The 12,309-nt window shown below is 61.7% G+C and carries 7 protein-coding genes; all 7 read left to right on the top strand.

The annotated features are described in order from the left end of the window. Window positions 1–15: 15 nt before the first annotated feature. The 7 genes from G9X64_RS18030 to glgA all read left to right on the top strand — a co-directional run bounded on the left by G9X64_RS18030 (window position 16) and on the right by glgA (window position 12,307). Entirely contained in the window at window positions 16–2,433 is a 2,418-nt protein-coding gene (locus tag G9X64_RS18030; RefSeq protein WP_168308585.1) for a circularly permuted type 2 ATP-grasp protein, read from the top strand. Between the two features lie 5 nt (window positions 2,434–2,438). Then, window positions 2,439–3,317 (top strand): transglutaminase family protein, encoded by an 879-nt coding sequence (locus G9X64_RS18025; RefSeq protein WP_171377111.1) that lies wholly within the window; start codon window positions 2,439–2,441, stop codon window positions 3,315–3,317. Window positions 3,318–3,433: 116 nt separating this feature from the next. Beyond that, window positions 3,434–4,636: a vWA domain-containing protein gene (locus G9X64_RS18020; RefSeq protein ID WP_168315409.1), complete on the top strand. Its 1,203-nt coding sequence runs from the start codon at window positions 3,434–3,436 to the stop codon at window positions 4,634–4,636. 276 nt (window positions 4,637–4,912) lie between these two features. After that, window positions 4,913–7,375 (top strand): glycogen/starch/alpha-glucan phosphorylase, encoded by a 2,463-nt coding sequence (locus tag G9X64_RS18015; RefSeq protein ID WP_168308587.1) that lies wholly within the window; start codon window positions 4,913–4,915, stop codon window positions 7,373–7,375. Further along, window positions 7,372–9,579, top strand: coding sequence for a 1,4-alpha-glucan branching protein GlgB (gene glgB / locus G9X64_RS18010; RefSeq protein ID WP_168308588.1), 2,208 nt, complete (start codon window positions 7,372–7,374; stop codon window positions 9,577–9,579). Before G9X64_RS18015 ends, glgB begins: the two co-directional genes overlap by 4 nt. Window positions 9,580–9,598: 19 nt before the next feature. Beyond that, window positions 9,599–10,861 (top strand): glucose-1-phosphate adenylyltransferase, encoded by a 1,263-nt coding sequence (gene glgC, locus G9X64_RS18005; RefSeq protein WP_171377110.1) that lies wholly within the window; start codon window positions 9,599–9,601, stop codon window positions 10,859–10,861. A gap of 3 nt (window positions 10,862–10,864) precedes the next feature. Next, complete coding sequence (gene glgA / locus G9X64_RS18000) at window positions 10,865–12,307, top strand: glycogen synthase GlgA (RefSeq protein WP_171377109.1); 1,443 nt, start codon at window positions 10,865–10,867, stop codon at window positions 12,305–12,307. Window positions 12,308–12,309: the final 2 nt, after the last annotated feature.

Here is a 12,309-nt window from a genome sequence, read left to right as displayed (position 1 = left end):
AGGGTTTCAATTTTGATGGGTAAGAGGCCGGCAGCGGAGCGCAGGGGAGAGGCAGAGGACCGCATCGGCAAGGGTGCGGCCTTCGACTATGCGCCGCTTCCCGGCACCGCTGATGAGATGGTCGACAACAAAGGCGCGGTCCGCCCGGTCTGGCAGCGTTTTCTCTCGCATCTGAGCGCAATGCCGGAAAAGGATCTCGCCGAGCGTTTTGCCCGCGCCGACCGCTACCTGCGCGATGCCGGCGTCTTCTACCGCGCCTATGGCAGCAAGGGCACCGGCGAACGCGCCTGGCCGATTTCGCATATCCCGGTGCTGATCGACGAGCGCGAATGGAAGACGCTGTCGGCGGGCCTCGTCCAGCGCGCCGACCTGCTGGAGGCGATCGTTGCCGATATCTACGGCGACAACCGGCTGGTGGAGGAAGGGGTCCTGCCGCCGGCGCTGATGGCCGCCAATCCCGAATTCCAGCGCCCGCTCGCTGGCATCCGGCCGGGCTCCGGGCATTATCTGCATTTCTGCGCCTTCGAGATCGGCCGCGGACCCGACGGCAACTGGTGGGTGCTGGCCGACAGGACGCAAGCACCGTCAGGCGCCGGTTTCGCGCTGGAAAGCCGCGTCGCGACGACCCGGGCCTTCTCGGATATCTACGCCGAAACCCCGGTCCACCGCCTCGCCTCTTTCTTCGGGGCTTTCCGCGACGCACTTCAGGGCATGAAACATTCGGGCGACGACCGTATCGCCGTGCTGACGCCCGGCCCCGCCAACGAGACCTACTACGAGCACGCCTATATCGCCCGCTATCTCGGTCTCATGCTGCTCGAGGGCGAGGACCTGACCGTCGTCAAGGGCCGCGTCATGGTGCGCACCGTCGCCGGCCTGAAGCCTATCGGGGTGCTCTGGCGCCGTCTCGATTCGGCCTTTGCCGACCCGCTGGAGTTGAACCAGAATTCGCATATCGGCACGCCCGGCCTGGTGGAAGCGCTCCGCGCCGAAAGCGTCACCATCGTCAATGCGCTCGGCACCGGCGTTCTCGAAACCCGGGCGCTTCTGGCCTTCATGCCGACCATCTGCCACCGTCTGCTGGGGGAGGATCTGCAACTGCCCTCGATCGCCACCTGGTGGTGCGGCCAGAAGGAAGAGCGCGAGCACGTCGCAAAGAACATCGAGAAGATGGTGATCGGCCCGGCCTATTCCCGGGCACCCTTCTTCGACGACAACGGCGAGTCCGTACTCGGCTCGTCGTTGCGTGCAGCCGCCAAGGATTCCATCACCGACTGGCTGAGTTCGGACGGCCCGAAACTGGTCGGCCAGGAGGTCGTCACGCTGTCGACGACGCCCGCCTGGGTGGACGGCAAGCTCGTGCCGCGGCCGATGTCGCTACGCGTTTTCGCCGCCCGCACGGCAAACGGCTGGCAGATCATGCCCGGCGGTTTTGCCCGCATCGGCTCCGGCGCCGATGTCGCGGCGATCGCCATGCAGTCGGGCGGAGCGGCCGCCGACGTCTGGATCGTCAGCGACAAGCCGGTCGAGCGCCACACGCTGCTGCCGGCCGAGGGCAGCTTTACCCGCAACATGCCGGGCAGCCTGCCGAGCCGGGCAGCCGACAATCTGTTCTGGCTCGGCCGTTACATCGAACGCGCCGAAGGCGCACTGCGCATCCTGCGCGCCTGGCATGCGCGTTACGCCGAAGCTGCCGATCCGAGCCAGCCGCTGCTCGCCGACGTCTCCGATTATCTCAAGGCCGTCGATATCGATACCGCCGACGCCGTACCGGAAACCCTGCTGCGCAATATCGACAGCGCCGTTTATTCGGCAAGCAACATCCGCGACCGTTTCTCGCCCGACGGCTGGCTGGCCCTCAACGATCTCGCCAAGACTGCCCGCCGCTTCCACGTCACCGTCGCTGCCGGCGACGACGCCAGCCATGCAATGACGATCCTTCTGCGCAAGCTTGCGGGCTTCGCCGGCCTCGTGCACGAGAACATGTACCGCTTCATGGGCTGGCGCTTCCTCTCGCTCGGCCGCTATATCGAGCGCGGCCTGCACATGACCCGCCTGCTCGGCCACATGTCCGGCCCCGAAGCGCCCGACGGCGCGCTCGACATGCTGCTCGAGATCGGCGACAGCGTCATGACCCACCGCCGCCGCTACAACGTCAACACGGCGCGACTGACCGTCACCGACCTCTTGGCGCTCGACCCCCTCAACCCGCGTTCGGTCCTCTTCCAGGTCAACGAGATCCACCACGAGGTCGAGCAACTGCCGAACGCCCTGATCAACGGCCAGATGTCGCCCTTCTACCGCGAGGCGATGCGACTCCATTCCGGCTTGGCGGTGATGACGCCGGAGGGCATGGGGGTCGAGGTCTATCAACGGCTCGAACGCGAATTGGAGCAGCTTTCCGATCTGCTCGCCCAGACCCATCTCGGGTGACGGCGATGCTCTACGATCTCTCGCTCCACATGGGTTACATCTACGACGTGCCGGCCTCCGGCGCCCGCCACGTCATGCGCCTGATGCCGCTGTCGCTGACCAATCGGCAGCGCCTGGTCGCCGGCTCGATCACCGTCTCGCCGACGCCGGACGAGCAGTCGCATTTCGTCGATTTCTTCGATCATCCGGCCACCGCCTTCATGCTGCGCGCGCCGCACGAGACGCTCGACATTCGCATGCAGGCCCGTGTGCAGGTGGAAAGCCAGCCGATCGCCGCCGATTTTTCGCCGCTGCTTGCCGACTTGCCGGAGGAGATCGCCGGCATCTGGTCGCTGGCGCCGGATTCGCCGCATCATTTCCTTGGTGAAAGCCCGCGCCTAACCCAAGCCCGCGAGATCGCCGACTATGCGCGAAACTGCGCCATGCCTGGTCTGACGGCGATGCAGATCGCCCATGCACTCTGTGCCCGCATCAACAAGGATTTCACCTACGACCCCGATGCGACGACGGTGGACACGACGCCGCTCGAGGCGTTCAGATTGAAGCGCGGCGTCTGCCAGGATTTCACCCACATCATGATCCTGGCGCTCCGAAGCCTCGGCATTCCGGCCGGCTACGTCTCCGGCTTCCTGCGCACCATCCCACCGCCCGGCAAGGAACGGCTGGAAGGCGCGGACGCCATGCATGCCTGGGTCAGGATCTGGTGCGGTGAGACGAATGACTGGATCGAGCTCGACCCGACCAACAACATCCCCGCCGGCACGGACCATATCGTCGTCGCCTATGGCCGGGACTATTCCGACGTCGTTCCCGTCATCGGCGTCTTAAAAAGCTATGGCGGCCAACGCACCGTTCAGGCGGTCGACGTCGTTCCGTTGAAATAATCCCAAAACTGGAAAAATCCGACGATTCGTTAAAATTGTATTGACGCCCTAAGGACCGCGGAAAGGAGGAGCGTGCGTAATGTCACCTCACAGGGCCTCCTATACGGGTGAACATGATGAGCACCTCCTATTTTTACAATTCCTGCTTGCGTCGCTTGCTTGGCGACCGCAGCGGCAACTTCGGCATTATGACGGCGATCATGATGCCCGTCCTGCTCGGTGCCGCCGGCCTGGCGATTGACTATTCGAACATGGCGCTGTCGAAGCGCGAACTGCAGGAAGCCACCGACTCGGCCGCTCTCGCGGCAGCGACCGCACTCGCCAGTGGGGCGGCTTCGACCACTGCTGACGCGGAGGCCATAGCCAAAGACTTCGTAAGCGGCCAGATGGCCAATTATGTCGACACCGACGCCATCAGCAGCATTAAGGCTGGAACAAGCGTCGACATCGACGTCAGCACGACGGCAACAAGCAAGAGCTATAAGGTTACCGTCGCGACCTCTTATGGGATCGCCGCCACGCCATTCATGAGCGTTCTTGGCTACAAGACGCTGAATATCGGCGCCTCGACTTCGACTTCGAGCGGCACGAGCGATACCAAGACCGCTCTCTCGATGGAACTGGTGCTCGACCAATCGGGTTCGATGGGCGAAAAGACGACCACCTGCGCAACTTATAACGGCAAGAATTGCAAAACCTACGTCACGAAGATCGACGCGCTCAAAAAGGCTGCCGATGCCCTCTTTGATGCATTGGACACCGCCGATCCGGATCACAGCCTCGTACGCACGGGTGCCTATTCTTATAATAACGGTCTCATTTATAAGGACTGGCAAAAGACCCAGATCAAAAGCATGAGCGGTATGGCCTGGGGTACGGCGACGACTGCAACTTATGTAAGCGGAATTACAGCAAGCGGGGGCACCGACGCCACCGAACCGATGAGACAGGCAACTCTTTCTATTGCCAAAGCCTCGGACGGCTCGGATGTTGAGACTCAAGCGCATGCTGTCAAAGGCAACACAATTGTATCTCGCTACATCATCCTAATGACCGACGGCGAAATGACCGGCAACACAGGCGTATGGCAAAGTACGTTCGACCAGAACGTGCGCAACCAGTGCGACGCGACCAAAACAGCCGGCATCAAGATCTTTACCGTCGCCTTCATGGCACCGGACAAGGGCAAGCAGTTGCTCCAGTACTGCGCTTCGCCGGGCGGAAACTATTATGAAGCCGAAACGATGGAGAAGCTGGTGGCGTCCTTTACCAGCATTGCAAAAGAGGCGACGAAGGCTGTCACACTGCTGACCAACTGATTGCTCAGCCCAAAGTTCAACGTAGAAAAAAGCCGCACCGGAACAAACCGGAGCGGCTTTTCGTTGTGCTCGTTCGGCGCATCAGGTCGGGAAAAACGATTGAAATCAAGCGTCTCGACCCGCGTGAATATGAAGGTTTCGCAAATTTTTCGTTTGTCCAAATCCTTTGTTGCAAGTGCTTAGTAACGATGCATAAACTGTCGCTGGCGCAAGCGACAAATTGATTGAATCAGGCATAACATCCTGAAACCAAATTAAAATTGGCGAGACCTGACGATGAACACTGTTTCCAAGCCGATCATCCCCTCCCCCGCCCCGCGCAGCTCAAAGCCGGAAATTCTCGCCGAAGAAATCATCGAACGTCTGACCTACCGCATCGGCAAGGATGCCAAGGTGGCAAAGCCGCATGACTGGCTGACGGCGACGATCCTGGTGGTGCGCGACCGCATCATCGACAAGTGGATGGCTTCCACCCGCGAGGTTTATGCGACCGGCGCCAAGCGCGTCTATTATCTGTCCCTCGAGTTCCTGATCGGCCGCCTGATGCGCGACGCCATCTCGAACCTCGGCCTGATGGAGGAGGTGCGCGATGCGCTCGCCTCGCTCGGCGTCGACGTCAACGTCATTGCCGGCCTGGAGCCGGATGCTGCACTCGGCAACGGTGGCCTCGGCCGTCTGGCCGCCTGCTTCATGGAGAGCATGGCAACGGTCGACGTGCCCGCCTATGGCTACGGCATCCGCTATGTCCACGGTCTCTTCCGCCAGCAGATGGCCGACGGCTGGCAGGTGGAACTGCCGGAAAACTGGCTCGCTCACGGCAATCCCTGGGAATTCGAGCGCCGCGAGAGTTCCTATGAAATCGGCTTCGGCGGCGCCGTCGAATTCATCACCACCCATGACGACCAGCCGCGCTATGTCTGGAAACCGGCCGAGCGTGTCATCGCCGCCGCTTTCGACACGCCGGCCGTCGGCTGGCGCGGCAAGCGCGTCAACACGCTGCGCCTCTGGTCGGCGCAGCCGATCGATCCGATCCTGCTCGATGCCTTCAACGCCGGCGACCACATCGGCGCGCTACGCGAAAGCAACAAGGCCGAAAGCCTGACCCGGGTTCTCTATCCTGCCGACGCCACCCCGGCCGGCCAGGAACTGCGCCTGCGCCAGGAATTCTTCTTCTCGTCGGCCTCGCTGCAGGACATCCTGCGTCGCCATCTGCAGCAATATGACGATTTCACCTCGCTGCCGGACAAGGTGGCGATCCAGTTGAACGACACTCACCCCGCCGTCTCGGTCGCCGAACTCGTGCGCCTGCTCTGTGACGTTCACGGAATGGATTTCGATCAGGCCTGGGAAATCACTCGCCATACCTTCTCCTACACCAACCACACGCTGCTGCCCGAAGCGTTGGAAAGCTGGTCGGTGCCGCTGTTCGAGCGCCTGCTGCCGCGCCACATGCAGATCATCTATGCGATCAATGCCAAGATCCTGATCGACGCCCGCAAGGGCAAGAACTTCTCCGACGGGGAAATCCGCTCGATCTCGCTGATCGATGAAAGTGGCGACCGCCGCGTGCGCATGGGCAACCTCGCTTTCGTCGGCTCCCATTCGATCAACGGCGTCTCGGCCCTGCACACCGACCTGATGAAGGTCACGGTCTTCGCCGATCTGCATAAGCTCTATCCCGACCGCATCAACAACAAGACCAACGGCATCACGCCGCGCCGCTGGCTGCAGCAGTGTAATCCCGGTCTCACCGGCCTAATCCGCGAGGCGATCGGCGACGAATTCCTCGATGATGCCGAAAAGCTGCGTGCACTCGACGTGCATTCCTCCGATCCGGCTTTCCAGCAGAAATTCGCGGCGATAAAGCGCGCCAACAAGGTTGCACTCTCCAACCTCGTTGCCAGCCGCATGGGCGTGAAGCTCGATCCGTCGGCAATGTTCGACATCCAGATCAAGCGCATCCACGAATACAAGCGCCAGCTACTGAACATCATCGAGGCCGTCGCGCTCTACGACCAGATCCGCTCGCATCCCGAGCTCGACTGGGTGCCGCGCGTGAAACTCTTCGCCGGCAAGGCGGCGCCGAGTTATTACAATGCCAAGCTCATCATCAAGCTGATCAACGACGTCTCCCGCACGATCAACAACGACCCGTCGGTGCGCGGCCTGCTGAAGATCGTCTTTGTCCCAAACTACAATGTCTCGCTCGCCGAAGTCATGGTTCCGGCCGCCGACCTTTCTGAGCAGATCTCGACCGCCGGCATGGAAGCATCCGGCACCGGCAACATGAAGTTCGGCCTGAACGGCGCGCTGACGATCGGCACGCTCGATGGCGCCAATGTCGAGATGCGCGACAATGTCGGCGAGGACAACATCGTTATCTTCGGCCTCAAGGCCGACGAGGTGTCGAAAGTCCGCAGCGATGGCCACAATCCCCGCGCCATCATCGAGGGATCGCGCGAACTCGCCCAGGCGCTTGCCGCCATTGGCTCCGGCGTCTTCTCACCCGATGACCGCAACCGTTACACGGCGCTGATCGACGGCATCTATTCGCACGATTGGTTCATGGTCGCGGCCGATTTCGACGCCTACGCCCAGGCCCAGCGCGACGTCGACCAGATCTGGACCAACCAGTCCGCCTGGTACACCAAGACGATCAACAATACGGCGCGGATGGGCTGGTTCTCTTCCGACCGTACGATCAGGCAATATGCAGACGAAATCTGGAGAGCCGGATGAAAACGCCGAAAACCGTCCCTGAAGTAAAGCTTTCCTGGGAAATTTCGGCAGATGAAATCACGGCGATCCTTGCCGGCTCGCATTCCAATCCCTTTGCCGTCCTAGGTGTGCACCAGGCCGGCGACGCTTTCGTCGCCCGGTGTTTTATCCCGGGCGCGGAGGAAGTGACCGCCATGACGCTCGATGGCGGCGTCATCGGCGAACTGAAGCAACTCCATGCCGACGGCGTCTTCGCCGGCCCGGTTTCCCTCACAAAGCTCCAGCCGGTGCGTTACCGCGCCCGGCGCGGCGATGCCGAATGGGCTGTCACCGATCCCTACAGCTTCGGTCCGGTGCTCGGACCGATGGACGATTATTTCGCCCGCGAGGGCTCGCATCTGCGCCTGTTCGACAAGATGGGTGCCCACCTCATCAAGCATGACGGCGCGCAGGGCATCCATTTTGCCGTCTGGGCGCCGAATGCGCAGCGCGTCTCGGTCGTCGGTGATTTCAACAATTGGGACGGCCGCCGCCACGTGATGCGCTTCCGTGCCGACAGCGGCATCTGGGAAATCTTCGCCCCTGATGTAGCGATCGGCGTTGCCTACAAGTTCGAGATCCGCGGCCAGGACGGCGTATTGCTGCCGCTGAAGGCCGATCCCTTCGCGCGCCGCAGCGAGCTGCGGCCGAAGACCGCCTCGGTCACCGCCGCCGAGCTGGAGCAGGAGTGGGAAGACGAAGCCCATCTGAAGCACTGGCGCGAGACCGACAAGCGCCGCCAGCCGATCTCGATCTACGAGGTTCATGCCGCCTCCTGGCAACGCCGGCAGGACGGCACGATGCTGTCCTGGGACGAGCTCGCCTCCAGCCTCATCCCCTATTGCGCCGACATGGGCTTCACCCATATCGAATTCCTGCCGATCACCGAGTACCCCTACGATCCCTCCTGGGGTTACCAGACGACCGGCCTCTACGCGCCGACTGCGCGTTTCGGCGAGCCGGAAGGCTTTGCCCGTTTCGTCAACGGCTGCCACAAGGTCGGCATCGGCGTTATCCTCGACTGGGTGCCGGCGCATTTCCCGACCGACGAACACGGCCTCGGCTGGTTCGACGGCACGGCACTCTACGAGCACGAAGACCCGCGCAAGGGCTTTCACCCGGACTGGAGCACGGCGATCTACAATTTCGGCCGCACCGAGGTCGTTTCCTACCTCGTCAACAACGCGCTCTACTGGGCCGAGAAATTCCATCTCGACGGTCTGCGCGTCGATGCCGTCGCCTCGATGCTCTACCTTGACTATTCGCGCAAGCACGGCGAATGGATCCCCAACGAATATGGCGGCAACGAGAACCTCGAAGCCGTCCGTTTTCTGCAGGATCTCAACATCCGCATCTACGGCAACCATTCCAACGTCATGACCATCGCCGAGGAATCGACCTCCTGGCCGAAGGTCTCACAGCCTGTCCACGAAGGCGGCCTCGGCTTCGGCTTCAAGTGGAACATGGGCTTCATGCACGACACGCTGAGCTACATGAGCCGCGATCCCATCTATCGCGGGCACCATCACAACGAACTCACCTTCGGCCTGCTCTACGCCTATTCGGAAAATTTCGTCCTGCCGCTCTCGCATGACGAGGTTGTCCATGGAAAAGGCTCGCTGATCGCCAAGATGCCGGGCGACGACTGGCAGAAATTCGCCAATCTGCGCGCCTACTACGCCTATATGTGGGGCTATCCCGGCAAGAAGCTGCTGTTCATGGGCCAGGAATTCGCCCAGTGGAGCGAGTGGAGCGAAGAGAAGGCACTCGACTGGAACTTGCTTCAGTATCGTATGCACGAGGGCATGCGGCGTCTGGTGCGCGACCTCAATTTCACCTATCGCAGCAAGCCGGCGCTGCATGAGCGTGACTGCGAGGGCGAAGGTTTCGAATGGCTGGTCGCCGACGACCACCAGAATTCCGTCTTTGCCTGGCTGCGCAAGGCGCCGGGCCAAAAGCCGGTCGCCGTCATTACCAATTTCACCCCTGTCTATCGTGAGAATTACTCGATCCGCCTGCCGTCCGCAGGTCGCTGGCGGGAAATCCTGAACACCGATGCCGACATCTACGGCGGCAGCGGCAAGGGCAATGGCGGGCGCGTGCAGGCCGTCGATGCCGGCGGCGACATCACCTGCTCGATCACCTTGCCGCCCTTGGCGACAATCATGCTTGAACCTGAAAATTAGTGACTGGTGGGAGGAGAAAATGGTAGAAAAGCGCGTTCAGCCCCTTGCCCGCGATGCAATGGCTTATGTCCTGGCAGGCGGCAGGGGAAGCCGTCTCAAGGAACTCACCGACCGGCGTGCCAAGCCGGCCGTCTATTTCGGCGGCAAGGCCCGCATCATCGATTTCGCCCTGTCGAACGCCCTGAATTCAGGCATCCGCCGCATCGGAGTCGCCACGCAATACAAGGCGCATTCGCTGATCCGCCACATGCAGCGTGGCTGGAACTTCTTCCGCCCCGAACGCAACGAGAGCTTCGACATTCTGCCCGCCAGCCAGCGCGTCTCCGAGACGCAATGGTATGAAGGCACGGCCGACGCCGTCTATCAGAACATCGACATCATTCAGGATTACGGCGTCGAATACATGGTCATTCTTGCGGGCGACCACGTCTACAAGATGGACTATGAATGGATGCTGCAGCAGCACGTCGATTCCGGCGCCGACGTCACCATCGGCTGCCTGGAAGTGCCCCGCATGGAAGCGGTCGGCTTCGGTGTCATGCATGTCAACGAGAAGGACGAGATCATCGCCTTTGTCGAGAAACCGGCCGATCCGCCACCCATTCCCGACAAGCCGGATTTCGCCCTCGCCTCGATGGGCATCTACGTCTTCCACACCAAGTTCCTGCTCGATGCGCTGCGCCGCGACGCCGCCGATCCGACCTCGAGCCGCGACTTCGGCAAGGACATCATCCCCTATATCGTCAAGAACGGTAAGGCTGTTGCCCATCGCTTCGCCAAGTCCTGCGTCCGTTCCGATTTCGAGCACGAGCCCTACTGGCGCGACGTCGGCACGATCGACGCCTATTGGCAGGCCAATATCGATCTGACGGCGATCGTTCCGGAGCTCGATATCTACGACAAGTCCTGGCCGATCTGGACCTATGCCGAGATCACCCCGCCGGCAAAATTCGTCCATGACGACGAGGATCGCCGCGGCTCGGCCACCTCCTCCGTCGTGTCGGGCGATTGCATCATTTCAGGCGCCAGCCTCAACAACAGCCTGCTCTTCACCGGTGTCAGGGCCAATTCCTTCTCCAAGATGGAGGGAGCGGTCATCCTGCCGAACGTGAAGATCGGACGGCGCGCGCAGCTCAAGAATGTGGTGATCGACCATGGTGTCGTCATTCCGGAAGGCCTGGTCGTCGGCGAGGATCCCGAACTCGATGCCAAGCGCTTCCGGCGGACGGAAAGCGGCATCTGCCTGATCACGCAACCGATGATCGACAAGCTGGATATCTGACTTATGAAAGTTCTTTCGGTTTCGTCCGAAGTCTTCCCTTTGATCAAGACAGGGGGTCTGGCCGATGTGTCCGGCGCCCTGCCGATTACTCTGAAAGCCTTCGGGGTCGAGACCAAGACCCTCCTGCCCGGCTATCCCGCCGTCATGAAGGTCATTCGCGACGCCGTCGTCAGGCTCGAATTCCCCGACCTGCTCGGTGAGCGGGCAACCGTGCTGGAGGTTGAGCACGAGGGCCTCGATCTGCTCATCCTCGATGCGCCGGCCTATTACGACAGGCCGGGCGGGCCCTATCTCGATCCGCTCGGCAAGGACTATCCGGACAACTGGCGTCGTTTCGCCGCCCTGTCGCTGGCCGCCTCCGAGATCGCCGCCGGCCTGCTGCCCGGCTGGCGGCCGGATCTCGTCCATACCCACGACTGGCAGGCGGCACTGACGTCGGTCTATATGCGTTATTACCCGACGCCGGAACTGCCGAGCGTGCTGACCATCCACAACATGGCCTTCCAGGGCCAGTTCGGTTCCGAGATCTTTCCCGGCCTGCGCCTGCCTGCCCATGCCTTCGCCACTGAAAGCATCGAATATTACGGCACTGTCGGCTTCCTCAAGGGCGGCTTGAAGACTGCCCATGCGATCACGACGGTCAGCCCGACCTATGCCGATGAGATCCTGACCTCGGAATTCGGCATGGGGCTCGAGGGCGTCATCGCCAGCCGCATCGACGATCTGCACGGCATCGTCAACGGCATCGACACCGATATCTGGAACCCGGCGACCGATCCTGTCGTCCACACCCATTATGGCCCGACGACGCTGAAGAACCGCGAGGAGAACCGGCGCTCGATCGCCGAATTCTTTGGTCTCGACAATGACGACGCCCCGATCTTCTGCGTCATCAGCCGTCTTACCTGGCAGAAGGGCATGGATATCGTCGCCAACGTCGCCGATGAGATCGTCGCCATGGGCGGCAAGCTCGTCGTGCTCGGCTCCGGCGAAGCCGCCCTTGAAGGTGCGCTGCTCGCCTCCGCCAGCCGCCATCCCGGCCGCATCGGCGTTTCGATCGGCTATAACGAGCCGATGTCGCACCTGATGCAGGCCGGCTGCGATGCGATCATCATCCCCTCGCGCTTCGAACCCTGCGGCCTGACCCAGCTTTACGGCCTGCGTTACGGCTGCGTGCCGATCGTCGCCCGCACCGGCGGGTTGAATGATACCGTGATCGACGCCAATCACGCCGCACTTGCGGCGAAAGTCGCAACCGGCATACAATTTGCCCCCGTGACAGAAACAGGCATGCTACAGGCAATCCGCCGTGCGATGCATTTTTATCAGGACCGAAAACTCTGGACCCAATTGCAAAAGCAGGGCATGAAATCGGATGTCTCCTGGGAGAAGAGCGCCGAACGCTACGCTGCCCTCTATTCAAGCCTCGTCTCGAAAGGCATGTGACC

This window comes from Rhizobium sophorae, from assembly GCF_013087515.1.
Taxonomy (GTDB): domain Bacteria; phylum Pseudomonadota; class Alphaproteobacteria; order Rhizobiales; family Rhizobiaceae; genus Rhizobium; species Rhizobium sophorae.
The sequence above is the reverse complement of the archived record's forward strand: the minus strand, read 5'-3'. Positions and strand labels throughout refer to the sequence as shown.

What these genes read in the sequence shown, in the direction of transcription:
- G9X64_RS18030 (WP_168308585.1), top strand. Translation starts at nt 16, where the DNA reads ATGGGTAAGAGGCCGGCAGCGGAGCGCAGGGGAGAGGCAGAGGACCGC.
- G9X64_RS18025 (WP_171377111.1), top strand. Translation starts at nt 2,439, where the DNA reads ATGCTCTACGATCTCTCGCTCCACATGGGTTACATCTACGACGTGCCG.
- G9X64_RS18020 (WP_168315409.1), top strand. Translation starts at nt 3,434, where the DNA reads ATGAGCACCTCCTATTTTTACAATTCCTGCTTGCGTCGCTTGCTTGGC.
- G9X64_RS18015 (WP_168308587.1), top strand. Translation starts at nt 4,913, where the DNA reads ATGAACACTGTTTCCAAGCCGATCATCCCCTCCCCCGCCCCGCGCAGC.
- glgB (WP_168308588.1), top strand. Translation starts at nt 7,372, where the DNA reads ATGAAAACGCCGAAAACCGTCCCTGAAGTAAAGCTTTCCTGGGAAATT.
- glgC (WP_171377110.1), top strand. Translation starts at nt 9,599, where the DNA reads ATGGTAGAAAAGCGCGTTCAGCCCCTTGCCCGCGATGCAATGGCTTAT.
- glgA (WP_171377109.1), top strand. Translation starts at nt 10,865, where the DNA reads ATGAAAGTTCTTTCGGTTTCGTCCGAAGTCTTCCCTTTGATCAAGACA.